Here is a 14,417-nt window from a genome sequence, read left to right as displayed (position 1 = left end):
AGGCGGCGGACGAACGCCCGCTCTACTTCTTGAACATCCCTTCCGCGACCAGATCCGCTTGCCGGCCATTCACGAGCGCAGTCGCTTCCGTGATCCGGTAGTCGGCCAGAAAATCGCAGAATTCCTGGGTCTTCATCGGTAACAAGGTGCTTGAACTGAACGAATCCCATGCCCGGCCATCCAGCCCTTCGTTCATCGTATTCATGCCAAACGGACTGAACGCCAGGGTGCGCTGTGTCGTCGCGCCCTGGTCATTCTTCAATTCCACAGTCACCCGCAGATTGGCGATTTCACCCAGTTTGTCGGTGGTGACGACAAAATTCGGTTCGCAGGCCAAGGCGCCGCCGTTGCCGCCGTGGTACGTCGACTTGTGCTGCAGGCGCAGCATGGGCGCCGCTTTGCCCGCCTGTTTGCGCTGGTCCAGATCGCTTTTACATTGGCCCAGGAATTTGGCGTCGTCCTGCGGATCCGGTTGATGGTTGCGCCGCTCCTGGCGGTATTGCAGGGCCTTTTGGCAATCGGTCTTTACCGACTGGCCGTTGTAGTAGATCCAGATCAGGAATCTTGGTGCACGGGCGGAGCCCTGCTCAATCGCCTCTTCAAACAGGGAACGCGCCCGGGCGTAATCAACTGGAACGATCTCGCCCAGGTAGTAGATTTCGCCCAGATTGACCAACGCATCCCGGTCGCTTTGCGCGGCCGCGCGCTCGAACCATGACACGGCGACGGGTGGATCCTGATCCACGCCCCACTTGCCTTGCAAGTAGGCAAGGCCCAGCAGGTTCTGCGATTGCGGCTCGCCGGCTTCTGCCGCGCGTTGCCACCACCTGAAGGCCTCGGCGTCCTTCTTCTCGACGTGCGAGTAGCCAAAGTTGTAGAAGCTGCCAACACGGAACAGCATCTCGGGTTCTTTGTCCCGCTCTGCCCAGACGCGCGCCAACCGCAGGGTGTCAAGCTTGGTGAAGCCGATTCGCGCCATCATCGCGCGGGCATCAGAGGAGGCCGACCCGACGTGACGTTCAAGGTATTCGATGACCGGCAGCCGCATTTCGACGTCCGTCTCGGCTGCGGCCTTGCCCTCGTAAACGATGTGGCGCTGGCGCTCCAGCTCTTTCATGTCGTCGATGTTGTCGATGTCGTCCTTGGCGATGAGCCCGATGTAGCGCTCAGCGATGCTGGCGTCTTTGTCGACACCGATGCCGTACTCGAAAAAGTAGGCGGCGTTGGCACACCCGTATTGACCGACCTGATGGCACGCCAGCGCGTAGTTGGCGATGGCCAATTTGACGTCGCGGCTGACGCCAACGCCGTGCTCATACATGAAACCCAGCGCCATGAGCGCTTCGGGATCGTTGTCCTTCGCGAGATCCTGAAGCGCCTTCAGCGCCCCGGCGTCTTGCTGGACGGCGCGGTCATAGAGGCGTTCGGCCTGGTGGTCTGGCCCGGCGATGGCCGAAAAGGCGGATCCCACCAGCACCGCGGCGGCGGCGAACTTCAAATACGTGTACATCTACTGCTTCCCTGTGAACAACGGCTGTCGCTGTGGTGCAAACGACCGGGCGATTGTATCTGCGCCATGTGGCATGGCGGTTCCACGCAGATCAAGACGAACGCATTGATCCCGCACACCACCTGACCGCGCGATGCGTTGCGATAGACTCCCGGCTTGTTCGGCATTTGAATCAGCAGGAGTTACACGCAATGAGCAGCATATTTCCAGGCGATATGTGGGCAGTGGGCGAAGCCCAGATCAACGGTCTGCCGGTCGTCGTTCGCTTTCGCACCGGTCTGCCGTCCGAGTCCGATCGTCAGCTCAACGAAAACCTGATCATCATCACCTGGGCGTATCAGGGCATCGAGACGGGCATGCCGAACGACGAAGACAAGCAGCGCACCAATGCGTTTGAAGAAGCCATCGAACAGGGCTTCGAGCATTCGGACGCCGGTGTGCAGGTGGCTTGCCTGACGGGCAATCATCAGAAGGAGTGGCGGTACTACACGCCGAATGTCGAAGCGTTTCTGGATGCGTTCAACGCATGCCTTGCGGGGCATCCGGTCTATCCGGTCGAGCTGCGCATGTTCAAGGATCCGGACTGGAATGCCTTGGCGGGATTGCAGCCGAAGGGGTCGGATCAGTTGCATTGAAGCGGGGCCGGTCCCATGCTGCATCCCGCCGGCCCGGCTGACGCATCGCTCCCCGACATCAGGGCGCGGCCGGCTTGATGTTCTGGTTATGCCGGAAGAGGTTGTGCGGATCGTAGCGGGTCTTCACCTGCACCAGCCGGTCGAAGTTCTCGCCATAGGCCGCTCCCACCCGTGCGGTTTCGTCCTGCGTCAGGAAGTTCACATACACGCCGCCTTGCGACCAGGGCTCTGTCGCCTTGAAGATATCGCGCGCCCAGGCGATGCAACGCGCATCGTCCTGTGGATCGTCCCAACGTCCGTGCACGTTCATGGCGAATTGCGCTGCCCGGTGCGGATACGCGGTGGCTGACACCGGCACCTGCATCGCCACGCCGGCAATGTGGCCAAAGAAGATCTCGCATTGCGGCGACGGCACGTTCTGTACCGCCGACACGACGGCGTCGATCAGGCCGTCTTCCAGCTCCCCGATGTTGTGAGACTTCCAGTAGTTGCGCGCGCCGGGCGTCAGCAATGGATCGAACGCCTTCTGCCAGGCCGCGTACGGCATCGGCCCAAGATGTTCGCCGTAGGGCTCGCCCAGACCACGCACCACTTGCAGGGCATCCGGCCCCTTGTCCACGCCGCCCGTGTAGCACGACGCAAAGGCGATGATGGGCTTGCCGTGCACGGATGCCGGCAGGAAAGGCAGCGGCGGCGCCTGGCGCAGCACCGCCCAAACGGTCAGCTCCTGAGGCATGGACGGCAATGCATCGCGGTATCGCGCCAGCGCGTCGCGCGCCTGTTCGAGCGGTATCACCACCAGTCCGCCGTAGACCTCAGGCCCCACCGGATGAAGCTGAAACTCGAACATCGTGACCACGCCAAAATTACCGCCGCCGCCGCGAAGTGCCCAGAACAGGTCCGGGTTTTCCGAGTCGCTGGCGTGCAGCAACTGGCCGTCGGCTGTGACGACGTCGGCAGACACCAGATTGTCGACAGTCATGCCGAACCGGCGCGTCAGCCAGCCGAAACCGCCTCCCAACGTCAAGCCGGCTACGCCGGTCGTGGAGTTGATGCCCAGGGGAACGGCAAGGCCGAATGCCTGCGCTTCGTGATCGAGGTCGGACAAGGTGGCGCCGGGTTCCACGAAGGCCCGAGCGCGCACGGGATCGATGCGTACCGATTTCATGGGTGACAGATCGATCATCATGCCGTCATCGCAGACGGCGGTGCCCGCGATGTTGTGGCCGCCGCCGCGCACGGAGACTACCAACTGATTCTCGCGCGCGTAATCCACGGCGCGGCGCACGTCGGCAGGGCCCGCGCATCGCGCAATGACGGCGGGCCGCCGGTCTACCGTGGCGTTCCAGATCTTGCGAGCGTCGTCGTAGCCGGCATCGCCGGCGGACAGGATCTGGCCCCGGACCGCGGCGCGCAGATCTTCCAAGGTGCTGCTGGACAGTTTGTTCATCACACATCTCCTCGAAGGCGATGCATTTACAAACAGCGTCTAAAGCAAGCCGTCTATCTGCTGGGGCGCGACATGGGAGTTGCCTCCTTGAAAAAGGGGCCATGACCCTGTGCACATGAATGCCCGGCGAACGCCGCGCGGGGGGAAGGCGGCAGACGCCCTGTGCCGTGCGCCGGAGCGTGCGTGATGGGGAAAAGTATAGGCCTTTGCCCGCGCGGACAGGAGTCCTACGAATCGTTTTTCAGAACCCCGCGCACGTTCATGACGGCCAATCCCAGTTGCAGTGCAATAAGCGCCCACGCGTCATCGTGCAGGCCCCACGCCACCCACAGCACGTTGCTGGCGAGAAAGACCCAGAAGCCCGCGTGGCGGCGCCCGGCGCTACGCGACGCGACCAGCCAGGCGGCAGCAAGCGACGCCGCCATGGCTGGCCACTGCAGAAAGTCCCACAACGCGTCAAGCGTCATCGGCTACGGTCCCTGCACAATCTGTGCACCGGGATCACGGCTTGGACCGGGCGCCCTGACCGCGGTTGCGCTGGCTCTGCTGGTCCTGGCCAGTGCCGATCTGCGTGGTATGGCCCTCCTTCTTCGTGCGGTTCTGCGTGTCGCCGTGACTCGCCTGCGACTCGCGGGGCGTGTCGTCCTGGCTGCGGTCGGGCGCGTCCGTTTCGTGCGTGCTGTCCTTGTGTTTGGTCATCATGTGCTCCTTTCATCAGGGTCAACGTGGTACGTACTGGGGGACCAGTCATTCCTTCGCGGTGCCGACGTCATCGACACTGCCGGTGCTACCGGCGCCCGAGCTGCTCGCGCCTGGATTCAAGCCTCCCGCGGCTCCAACGCGGATCCGGTTCTCGACATCATTCACGCCCGCGCACTCGACCGTGCAATCCTCGACGCGGTGTTTGGTGCGCCGATCGGGAACGGTGCCCTCCAGCACGACATGACCGTCCAGGACCGCGACCGAAACGTCGCTCACGTCCAGGCCGCTATGGGCCAGCGCTTCGCATACGTTCTCGCGGATGCGATCGTCCGAACGGATGTAGCCCTTGGGATCGGTCCGGCGCGATGCGCGATCCCGCCAGGCCGTCGGGCCACGGTTATAGCCGCCCCGTTCGGCGGTTTCGAACGACATGGATTCCTCGCGCCACGCGGGGCGGTCGCCGTAGTAGCCGCCTTCGTCATCGCCGAACGACGTGGGACCGTCGTAGGCCTGTTCCCGGCCGCCATAGGCACGGTCGCGGCCGCTCTGGAAGCGTCCCTGGCCGCCGGCCCCGCGGCCTTGATCGCCATATCTATTTCCTTGCGGGTCGTATCCGCGATCATCACCGCCACGGCCGCGGCTCTGACCCTCATAGACCTGTTGGCGCTGGAACGAGGGATCTTCATTCGAAAACCCGCCATAGCTGCTTTGGCCGGGATCGGCACTGCGGCTGCGCACCGGTTCCCGGGTCTCGCGCGTGCCGCCTTGTCGCGTGCCTTCGCCCTGGTAACCGTATGACGGCGCGGGGTCCTGCCACGGTTCCCGGTCGCCGCGATAGTTCGACGTGTTCCTCGGGTCTCTACTCATATCGTCTCTCCCGTTGCAAGTTGCGAAACAAGCAGGCCGGACTCGCGCTCAAACGTTGAAACGCGCGCCCTCGCCCGCCCGCTTGGTGTAGGCAGCAAGTGCTGTGCCGGGTGCCGATTGCGCAAGCGGGGGCAGGGGTCCACGCTTTATGGCCGATAGGCCAAAGGCGGCCGCGATGCTAAGAAAGGGTCATGCGGTCAGAACGCCGTGGCAAGGCCAAACAACCGCATCCGGCAACACGACACTCGACATTCAGGAGATGAATATGGCTTCAGGATCCAGGCTGTCCGACGTAATCGTAAAACTCCCCGATCGCTCCACATGCCGCGTAGAACGGCGTTTGATCGCAAAGAGAACCCAGGAGGCCTCCAGCGTCCCCATCTATGTCTGCACCTTGCCTTCTGGCGAACCCGTAACGTGGCTGGGAGGCGGTAAATATCGCTTGCCGTGCGGGTCGGTAGGCGTGGCCGTTGCGCACAAACCGCCAGAAAGATGACGGGAGGGCGGACGGCACGGAGCTTGCTGGGCCCGGGCATTCACGCAGGAGGATCGGAATGAATGCCATCGAACGGGTCGCCGCTTACATGCACGAGCATTCGCTGAAACTGGTGACGGCCGAGTCCTGCACGGCGGGGCTGATTGCGGCCACGCTTGCGGACATACCGGGCGCGGGCGCGCTGCTGGATTGCGCGTTCGTCGCCTACTCGCCACAGGCCAAGCAGAAATGCCTGGGCGTCGCTGCACGCACGCTGCAACGCCACAACCTCACGAGCGAAGCCGTGGCGCGGGAAATGGCGCTGGGCGCGGCGCGAAACAGCCCGGCAAATGTAGCGATCTCAAACACGGGCGTCACCGACGATACCGACCCGGAGATTCCCGCCGGCACGCAGTGCTACGCGTGGGTGTTCAAGTCGGGTCCGGCCGACGCCTCGCCCGCGATCTATACCGAGACGGCGCGCTTCGAGGGCGATCGCAACGCCATCCGCCGCGCCAGCGCCGAACACGCCCTGGCGCAGCTGATCGCCTATCACAAGCAGTGGCTGGACGGCGCCCGCCCCTCCTCGTCCCGATCAGCCTGAGCACCAGCGCCGTCCGGCTCGGCCTCCCACCCCATCCGCAGTGCGGCGGCGAATCCGCCTTCGACGCGCGAGTACGGCCGAGCGCTTGTGCTGACGCGCGGCAGGCACGACCATGCGATGTGCGCCCCGCCGGCTTCCAGCTTGTCGACCAGGGCCTGGTCCTCGCTGCACGTCAGCGCCGCAAAGCCGCCGATGCGGCGGTACGTGTGCGCCGCGATGCCCAGGTTCGCACCATGCACATGCCGGTGACCGTCGCGATCGTGGTAGTGCGTGGCGAACGCCCGGCGTGCGCGCTGCGCGAACTCGCCATGCGCATCCCATCCGGTGACCGATACGGTGCCGCAAACCACCTCCGCATTCAGGGAAAGCTGGTCGGCCAGCCACCCGGGCGACACACAGGTGTCGGCGTCGGTGAAAGCCAGCCAGCGCGCGCCGGCATTGAGCAGATGTTGAGCGCCCGCCGCGCGCGCCATGCCGACGTTGCGCGCCTGGACCATCAGAAGCTCCACCGGCCAGCCTGCCGCCCGGCGCGCGGTCTCATCCTCGCAGTGATCCAGCACCACGACGATACGCACGGGTTCCCGGCCAAGACGCGGATGGCGGGATGCGCGCATGACGGCACGCAGGCAGTCTTCGATGTGGCGCTCCTCGTTGTGCGCTGGAATGCATACGCCGATCATGAATGGCTTCCTGATTGGGGGTGTCTGCGCCAGGCATCCAGGCGGAACTCGTCTTCCACGTGATGCACGCTGCGCGACAGGCCGGGCAACGCGCCGATCGCCGCGTGCAGCGCGTCCGTGTTCTGAAGACGGTCATCGAAATCCGGCCGCCAATGGCAGGCAACGATCTCGCCGTCCGGCGCAAGGGATGCATCGACGGCGCTCAGAAACCTGCACAGCGCGGCGCCGTCCAGGTAGTACGCGACTTCCGACAGCACGATGAGGTCAAAGCCAGCGGCGGGCGTCTCGGGCCACTGCCGCGGCAGGTCCAGCGTCAAGACCTGGACATGGTCCATGCCTTCGCCGGCCACGCGGGCGCTGCAACGCGCCGTTGCGGCCGGCGCGGCGTCCACCGCACAGACGCGCGCGCAGCGCAGCGCAAGGCACCGCGTCAGCTCGCCCGTGCCGCAACCCGGCTCGAGGGCATGGCGATAACACTCGCGCCCCAGCGCCGCCAGCAACAGGCCGCGTTTGCGGCGTTCGTACCACGCGCTGGCCACGCGCCACGGATCGGGATCCGCCTGGTAGAGACGTTCAAAATGGTCCACGGCTACAGAGCCCATGGCGTGCCTCCGTCGTTGAGCACCGCCTGCCCATGCGCGGCCTGATCACGCTCCGCATGGCTCTGCCGGATAAACACGGGCAGATCGGCCATTACCTGCGCAAAGTGCGCGTCGCGGCACAAGGGGCCCGCGCCCAGCGCCCGCGCGGCCCGTTCCACCACCACCGACGCAGCCGCTTCCACGGCCAGCCGCGCGCGGGCGCAGGCCAACGCGCACGCCTGCCGCGGATGCGCGTCGATCTCGGCGGCGGTTTCGCGCAACACCGCCCGGGCCTGCGCCAGGGCCACGTCGATGGCGCCCAGATGCACCAGCCGATGCGGGTCGGCGGAATGCCTGGGCAAGGCCCGGTGCAAAGTCTGTGCGATATGCAGCAATCCGCCGTACCAGCACGCTGCAATACCGGCGCCGCCGTGAAGAAAGCCAGGCCGATGCACGTACGCGCCAGGATCATCCACCAGCGCGCAGCGCGCGTCCCGAAAGACCACGTCCACGCTTGCCGACGCGCGCATGCCCACGGCATGCCAGCCGGCATCGGTCACCTGCACGCCGTCCTGATCCATTGCTACCGCGGCCAGACACGCCTCGCCCGCGGGATTCCAGCCGCTGACGAGCGCGTGCGTGACGGCAGCCGCGCCGGAGCACCACGCCTTGACGCCTTGCAGCACTGCCGTGCCGTCGGGCTGCGGGGTGATTTGCACGCGATGATCCGGGGGCTCCGCGCACCACACCGCCCAGCGGCTATTCGCCGGCGGGACAGGCGCCTGGAGTTCCGCCAGGATGGCGAGCGCATCGGTGTGCCCTTCGTAGAGTTTGACCAGGCTCAGGTCCGCCTCGGCCACGCGGGCCAGTGCGCGCCACCGATCCAGCGTTTGGCCCGACCCCGGCAAGGGCAGTTGATCGCATCCCTGTTCCACCAGGACGCGCAGCCAACGGCCGGGATCCAACGGCGCATGGGCGTCGGATAGGACCTCATTCAATCGTTGGTGCGCGGACTGCCGGGGAGGTGACGGGTCGGGACGTTCGGTCATGGCGATGCGTAGGTGCGGCGTTGGGGTTATGTCCCCGGACAGCAAGCGCCGTGCCCATCACCGCGCGCGCGGCGTCCAACCCATGGGCAACGCGTCGCCTTCCACGCAAGCGACCAACGAAGCCCCCTGCCCGCCCTGCACCGCATGGCCGCCGGTGAAATCGGAAAATGCCGGCAGCACGGTGATGCCTTCACGCAGCCAGAACGCGGGCCAGCTGCGCGGGACGCCCGGCACACGCGTTTTGGGGTGGACGTGGCCGGCGATCACGTGCCGGCCCAGCGCGTCCGGTGTCGGCAGGTGGCGGAACAGGAACGGGCCGTCGGCCCACGCCTCGCCGAGCTGGCGCATGCCCAGCGCCGGGGCGTCCAGCGCGCGGTCATGGTTGCCGGCCAGCACCGCCACGTCCACGTCCGGATTCGCCTCGCGCCACGCAATCCACGCATCGCGCCACGCGGCCTGCGCGGCGGGCCCGTGCAGGACGTCGCCGACAATCAAAAGCTCCGTGGCGCCCGTCGCGGCGATCAGGTCCGACAGGCGCCGCAGGTCGTCCATCGTCGCCCCGCGCGGCACGGCGATACCCGCTTGCCGAAAGACGTGGCTCTTGCCCAGATGCAGGTCCGCGATCACCAGCCGGGACCGCGCAGGCCAGTGCAACGCGCGCGCCCCCAGCAGGACGACAGGCTCGCCTGCCAGCGCCACCGCAAGTCCGGCCTCAGGCGATTCGCGCATACCGCTTCTCCAGTTGCTCGGCGGCGCGCTTGACTCGTGCCTGCCAGGTTTCGGTGCTGAGCTGCCCGCGCAGGCTTTCCGTCCACAGCGGAAACGACAGCGGCGTAAGCGCGCGCGGCTCGCACAAGGCCAGCTCGCGCCGCTGGCAGTCCTGCAGCGCCGCCAGGAGCCGCGGCGCCTCCAGTTGCAGTTCAAAGACTTCGCGCTCGGCCTGCGCGAGCAGCAGGTGATCGGGATCGTAGCGGCGCAGCACGTCGTAGAGCAGCCCGCTGGAGGCCTGCACCTGCCGCAGCGAACGCGCCGCCTGCCCCGGCAGCGATGGCGTCAACAACCCCGCGACACGCGCGATCTCTCGAAACTGCCGGCGCGCCATTTCGCCCAGATTGACGCCTTCGCGCAGGTCATCGGCCATGTTGTCCGGGCTGAGCAGTGCGCGCAGCAGCGTGTCGTCCAGGGCTGCGGGTTCGGCCAGCGTCAGCATCAGGCCGTAATCGTTGACGGTGTAGGAGATGGTGTTGGCCTGCCGCCGGCCCCAGCGCAGGGCGACCATCGCAGCGATTCCTTCATGCACGGCGCGGCCTGCAAACGGAAACAGGAACAGATGCGAGCCGCGCCGCGTCTTGATCAGTTCGGCCACCAGACGGCCGTGGTCGGGCAGTGCGCTGGCCTGTTCCTGGATGCGAAGCAGCGGGGCAACGGCGCGCATTTCCGGGTGCTCGCCGGGATGGGAGTACAGGCTCTCGACCTCGCTCGCCAATTGCGTGGACAAGGGCATGCGCCCGCCCTGCCAGGTCGCGACGGGTCCGTCTCCGCCCTTTGCCCGCCGTACGTAAGCCACCATGCCCTCCAGCCGCACCAGTTCCAGCGTGCGCCCGGCAAATTGAAACCGGTCGCCGCGCCGCAAGCGCGCCAGAAAGCCCTCCTCGACCGATCCCAGGCCGCCGCCTCGCAGATACTTCACCGCCACCGCGCCGTCGGACGTGATGGTGCCGATGGACAGCCGATGCCGGAACGCGATGCGCCGGTCATGCACGCGGTAGCAGCCGTCTTCATCGCGCACGACGCGGTGGTAGTCCGGATACTTCGCGAGCGCGCGTCCGCCCTGCACGATGAAATCCAGCACGGCCTGCCAGGTCGCGGCATCGAGCGTGGCGTAGGCATGCGTGCCGCGCACCTCCTCAAACAGATCGCCAGCTTCGAAGCCGCCACCCAGCGCCAGCGTCACCGCGTGCTGCGCCAGCACATCCAGGCTGCCGATAGGCGGCACGCGGGACTCGATCTCGCCGCGCGCGATCGCCTGCCGGGCCGCGGCATACTCGATCAGTTCCAGCGCTTGCGCGGGCACGCAGACCACGTTGCCGGACTCGCCGGGCCGGTGCTTGGCGCGGCCGGCGCGTTGCAACAGCCGCGCGACGCCCTTGGGGCTGCCGATCTGCAGCACCTGATCCACCGCCGGAAAGTCCACGCCCAGATCCAGGCTGGACGTGGCCACCACGCAGCGCACCGTGCCGTCGCGCAGCCCTTGTTCGACTGTGGCGCGCAGTTTGGGGTCCAGCGAGCCGTGATGCAGCGCCAGCGTGCGCGGATCCTCCGGCCAGATCGACTCCAGCGCGCGGTGCCACAGCTCGGCCTGCGCACGCGTGTTGGTAAAGAGCAGCGTCGCGCGCACATCGAACAGGCGCTTGAAGACGCGTTCCAGCTGCGACAACCCCAGGTGGCCCGCCCACGGCAGCGCGCGGCTGCGTTCCGGCAGCAAGGTGGAGATCTGGATCTTGCGCGGCCTGGCGCCGGCCACCAGCGCGCTGTCGGGCGCCTGCGGCAGCAGCACGGCGCGGGCCTCATCCAGGTTGCCCAGCGTGGCGGACAACCCCCACGTTCGAGCCGCTGGCGACAGCTTGCGGACTCGCGCCAGGCACAGCTGCAGCAGCACGCCGCGCTTGTTGCCCAGCAGTTCATGCCATTCGTCGACCACGATGCAGCGCAAGGCGCGAAAGCGCGTCGACGCGTCGGCGTAGGACAGCAGCAGCGCCAGCGATTCCGGTGTGATCACCAGCACGTGCGCCTTGCCCTGCCGCGCCAGCCGCTTGTCGCGCGCGCTGGCATCGCCCGTGCGCAACGCGACGGTCCAGTCGATGCCCAGTTCGGCCGCCGTCTGGGTCAATGCCCGCGTCGTGTCCGCAGCCAGTGCGCGCAGCGGCGTCACCCACAAGACGCGCGGACCTTCGCCGGTGGCCGCCTTTGCCGGCATGTCTTCCGAAAGCGCTTCAAGCAGCGGGCCGCCAAATGCCGCCAGCGTCTTGCCGCTACCGGTGGGCGTGTGCAACAGGCCCGACTCGCCGTCCAGATAGCGGCGCCACGTCTCGCGTTGAAAAGGCGCGGCTTTCCAGCCGCGCGCCGCAAACCACGCGACCAGCGGCGCACCCCTGCCCCGGGCCGTGCCGCTCATCGCGCCAGCGCCTTCAGCGTGTCCAGCTGATCGGCCTGATCCGCCGGCTTGTCGTGCCGCCAGCGCAGGATGCGCGGAAAGCGCACGGCGATTCCGGACTTGTGACGCTTGGAGATGTTCACGCCTTCGAAGCCCAGTTCAAACACCTGCACGGGTTCGACCGAGCGCACCGGACCGAAGCGCTCGCGCGTGTGCGCCCGCAGCCAGCGGTCCAGTTCCAGGATCTCTTTATCGTCCAGGCCCGAGTAGGCCTTGGCAATGGGCACCAGCGCGTCGCCTTCCCACAGCCCGAAGGTGTAGTCGGTGTAGAGCGTGCTGCGGCGGCCGTGGCCGGACTGCGCGTACAGCAGCACGGCGTCGATGGTGAGCGGGTCGATCTTCCACTTCCACCAGTCGCCGCGCCGCCGCCCGCTTTGGTACGGCGCGCTGCGCCGCTTGAGCATGAAGCCTTCGACGCCACGCTCGCGCGATTCGCCGCGCAGCGCGTGGGCCTCGTCCCAGCTTGCCGGCACGACGGCCGGTGACATCCGCAGCCGTGGGTCGGGATGGCGGCGCAGCAGCGCTTCCAGGCGCTCGCGGCGCTCGGCCTGCGGCAATTCGCGCAGGTCCTCGCCTTCAAGTTCGAGCAGGTCATACGCCAGCAACTGCACCGGCGCCTCGGCCAGCCACTTGGGACCGGGCTTCAGGCGCTGGATGCGGGTCTGCAGGGCCGAGAACGGCATGGGGTCCGTGTTGCCGTCCTGCCAGGCGAGCAGTTCCCCGTCGATGACGCAGTCCACGTCCAGCGCGGCGGCCGCCGCTTCAACTTCCGGAAAGCGGCCGTCAAGGCGCTCTTCGCCGCGCGACCAGATGGACACCTCGCCACGCCGCCGGATGAGCTGCGCGCGGATGCCGTCCCACTTCCATTCCAGCAGCCATTCGTCGATGGGTCCAAGCACGGCGGGATCGCCTTCGAGCGGCGACGCCAGGAAAAAGGGATACGGTTGCTGGCGGTCGCCTGGCAGTTCCTCGGCGCTGAGCAGATCGCGCAGGAACGCCGGACTGGGCGACCACGCGCCCAGCATGCGCTGCGCAATGCGGGCGATGGGCACGCCCGACATTTCGGCCAGCGCCTGCTGCACCATGCGCTGAGACACGCCGACGCGCAGCGCGCCGGTCAGCAGCTTGTTGAAGACCAGGCGTTCTGCATAGGGCAAGCCCAGCCAGGCCGAGACGACCACCTCGCGCCGCTCGATCTCATCGCGGTTCGCGACGGGCAAGAGAATCTCTTCGATCCAGTCAGCCAGGCCGCGATCCGGCGCGGCCGCTTCCGGATCCGGGACGAGCAGCGCCAGGGTTTCGGCCAGGTCGCCGACCTGGTCATAGCAGGCGTCCAGCAGCCAGGGCGCAGTGCTGGAAGCGTCGGCCGCCCAGGCCCGCAACTCGCTAACCCCCGCGATCTTCTTACGTGTGCTGGTGATCTTGCCGCCGGCCAGCAGATACAACGCCCAGACCGCGTCGCGCGGCGGGGCATCGCGGAAGTACGCCACCAGCGCCGCGCGCTTATCCAAGGTGGCGGTACTGCGGTCAAGCTCCTGATACAACGCCGCGAATCGCTTCATGCCTGCGTCCGTTCCCCTGTCGATCTTCGTTCATTGGCCGCCCTAATCGTCTTCGCCATACTGCGTCACCAGCGTCTCGGCGGCGATGCCGGATTCATTCAACGTACGCACCAGCGCCTCGGTGTCGCCGTGCGTGGCGATGACCCGCTTGGCGCCGGTGTCGTGGATGGTGCGCAGCAGGTCGGGCCAATCAGCATGATCCGACACGACAAAGCCGCGGTCCATGTTGCGGCGCCGGCGGTTGCCGCGCAGCCGCATCCAGCCCGACGCAAAGCCATGCTGCGCCTTGCGGAAGCGCCGCAGCCACGCGCTGCCCGCCGCCGACGGCGGCGCCAGGATCAGCTCTCCAGCAAATCCCGTTCCCGAGGCCGCGGAAGGGCCGTCCGCGTCGATGACCAGACGCGTGTCGGCCAGCGGAACACCGGCCTTACGATAGACGTCCACCCCCGCGGCGATCGCGCCGTGCAGGTAGACGGGCCGGTCCGCAAAGGGGATCAATTCAGCCAGCACGCGCTGCGCTTTGCCCAGGGCGTAGCAATAGAGGATGGCGGCCTCGCCGCGCGCGGCGCAGTGGTCGCGCCATTGCACGATGTCGCGCGCCACGTCCGAGGCGCTGGGCCAACGGTAAATAGGCAGGCCAAAGGTGGCCTCGGTGATGAAGGTGTCGCAAGGCACGACTTCAAACAGGCTGCACGTCGGATCGGGCTGGCGCTTGTAGTCGCCGGACACGACCCAGACTTCGCCATCGACTTCGATGCGCACCTGCGCCGATCCCAACACGTGGCCCGCCGGATGCAACGACACGCGCGCGTTACCCAACGTGAAGACTTCGCCGTAGGCATGGACCCGGTAGTCCTGGTCGCCCAGCCGCCATTGCAGGATAGGCAAGCCTTCGGCGCTGGTGTGGTAGCGCCCCATGCCGGAACGTGCATGATCGCCATGACCATGCGTCAGCACGGCGACCTCGACGGGCCGCCACGGATCGATATGAAAGCCGCCGGCTGGGCAATACAGGCCTTCCGGACGCAATTGCACGATGTCGCGCATGGGACCTCCCGATCGGCGCGGCGCGACGGTTTCGCGGCCGC

At 66.9% G+C, this 14,417-nt stretch carries 15 protein-coding genes; 3 read left to right on the top strand and 12 right to left on the bottom strand.

Annotation, left to right across the window (positions count from 1 at the left end):
- Window positions 1–22 precede the first annotated feature (22 nt).
- A complete protein-coding gene (locus tag HV681_RS23475) occupies window positions 23–1,321 on the bottom strand; it encodes an SEL1-like repeat protein (protein WP_367647264.1) in 1,299 nt (432 codons plus the stop codon).
- Between HV681_RS23475 and HV681_RS27955 the strand changes: the two genes are divergently transcribed.
- Both HV681_RS27955 and HV681_RS23470 read left to right on the top strand, forming a co-directional pair.
- Entirely contained in the window at window positions 1,238–1,636 is a 399-nt protein-coding gene (locus HV681_RS27955) for a hypothetical protein (protein ID WP_254595054.1), read from the top strand. The genes HV681_RS23475 and HV681_RS27955 overlap by 84 nt on opposite strands.
- A 65-nt stretch (window positions 1,637–1,701) precedes the next feature.
- A complete protein-coding gene (locus HV681_RS23470; protein ID WP_175125274.1) occupies window positions 1,702–2,145 on the top strand; it encodes a DUF695 domain-containing protein in 444 nt (147 codons plus the stop codon).
- Between the two features lie 58 nt (window positions 2,146–2,203).
- On the opposite strand, the gene HV681_RS23465 is transcribed toward HV681_RS23470, so the two are convergent.
- The 4 genes from HV681_RS23465 to HV681_RS23450 all read right to left on the bottom strand — a co-directional run bounded on the left by HV681_RS23465 (window position 2,204) and on the right by HV681_RS23450 (window position 5,164).
- The gene (locus tag HV681_RS23465) at window positions 2,204–3,595 is read right to left on the bottom strand and encodes an FAD-binding oxidoreductase (RefSeq protein WP_175125272.1); all 1,392 of its coding nucleotides are present in this window, start codon (window positions 3,593–3,595) and stop codon (window positions 2,204–2,206) included.
- A gap of 227 nt (window positions 3,596–3,822) precedes the next feature.
- Window positions 3,823–4,062 carry a hypothetical protein gene (locus HV681_RS23460; protein ID WP_175125271.1) on the bottom strand — a complete coding sequence of 80 codons (240 nt, stop codon included), beginning with the start codon at window positions 4,060–4,062 and terminating at the stop codon, window positions 3,823–3,825.
- Window positions 4,063–4,096: 34 nt separating this feature from the next.
- Complete coding sequence (locus tag HV681_RS23455) at window positions 4,097–4,297, bottom strand: hypothetical protein (RefSeq protein ID WP_246282998.1); 201 nt, start codon at window positions 4,295–4,297, stop codon at window positions 4,097–4,099.
- 45 nt (window positions 4,298–4,342) lie between these two features.
- Window positions 4,343–5,164: a BON domain-containing protein gene (locus HV681_RS23450; RefSeq protein WP_175125269.1), complete on the bottom strand. Its 822-nt coding sequence runs from the start codon at window positions 5,162–5,164 to the stop codon at window positions 4,343–4,345.
- 554 nt (window positions 5,165–5,718) lie between these two features.
- Between HV681_RS23450 and HV681_RS23445 the strand changes: the two genes are divergently transcribed.
- Window positions 5,719–6,243, top strand: a complete 525-nt coding sequence (locus HV681_RS23445) for a CinA family protein (RefSeq protein WP_175125267.1) — start codon at window positions 5,719–5,721, stop codon at window positions 6,241–6,243.
- On the opposite strand, the gene HV681_RS23440 is transcribed toward HV681_RS23445, so the two are convergent.
- The 7 genes from HV681_RS23440 to HV681_RS23410 are packed head-to-tail and all read right to left on the bottom strand — an operon-like array spanning window position 6,192 to window position 14,376.
- Window positions 6,192–6,923, bottom strand: a complete 732-nt coding sequence (locus tag HV681_RS23440; protein ID WP_175125266.1) for a glycosyltransferase family 2 protein — start codon at window positions 6,921–6,923, stop codon at window positions 6,192–6,194. The two genes, HV681_RS23445 and HV681_RS23440, sit on opposite strands and share 52 nt — an antisense overlap.
- Complete coding sequence (locus tag HV681_RS23435) at window positions 6,920–7,525, bottom strand: class I SAM-dependent methyltransferase (protein ID WP_175125264.1); 606 nt, start codon at window positions 7,523–7,525, stop codon at window positions 6,920–6,922. The genes HV681_RS23440 and HV681_RS23435 overlap by 4 nt, the downstream gene beginning before the upstream one ends.
- A complete protein-coding gene (locus HV681_RS23430; RefSeq protein ID WP_175125262.1) occupies window positions 7,513–8,553 on the bottom strand; it encodes an acyl-CoA dehydrogenase family protein in 1,041 nt (346 codons plus the stop codon). Before HV681_RS23430 ends, HV681_RS23435 begins: the two co-directional genes overlap by 13 nt.
- 57 nt (window positions 8,554–8,610) lie before the next feature.
- Window positions 8,611–9,282, bottom strand: a complete 672-nt coding sequence (gene pdeM, locus HV681_RS23425; RefSeq protein WP_175125259.1) for a ligase-associated DNA damage response endonuclease PdeM — start codon at window positions 9,280–9,282, stop codon at window positions 8,611–8,613.
- A complete protein-coding gene (locus tag HV681_RS23420) occupies window positions 9,266–11,728 on the bottom strand; it encodes a ligase-associated DNA damage response DEXH box helicase (protein ID WP_175125257.1) in 2,463 nt (820 codons plus the stop codon). Before HV681_RS23420 ends, pdeM begins: the two co-directional genes overlap by 17 nt.
- Window positions 11,725–13,329 carry an ATP-dependent DNA ligase gene (locus tag HV681_RS23415; RefSeq protein ID WP_175125255.1) on the bottom strand — a complete coding sequence of 535 codons (1,605 nt, stop codon included), beginning with the start codon at window positions 13,327–13,329 and terminating at the stop codon, window positions 11,725–11,727. Before HV681_RS23415 ends, HV681_RS23420 begins: the two co-directional genes overlap by 4 nt.
- Before the next feature lie 42 nt (window positions 13,330–13,371).
- Window positions 13,372–14,376 carry a ligase-associated DNA damage response exonuclease gene (locus tag HV681_RS23410; protein WP_175125251.1) on the bottom strand — a complete coding sequence of 335 codons (1,005 nt, stop codon included), beginning with the start codon at window positions 14,374–14,376 and terminating at the stop codon, window positions 13,372–13,374.
- Between the last annotated feature and the right edge of the window lie 41 nt (window positions 14,377–14,417).

The organism is Achromobacter animicus (assembly GCF_902859585.1).
In the GTDB taxonomy this organism is placed as follows: domain Bacteria; phylum Pseudomonadota; class Gammaproteobacteria; order Burkholderiales; family Burkholderiaceae_B; genus Achromobacter; species Achromobacter animicus.
The sequence above is the reverse complement of the archived record's forward strand: the minus strand, read 5'-3'. Positions and strand labels throughout refer to the sequence as shown.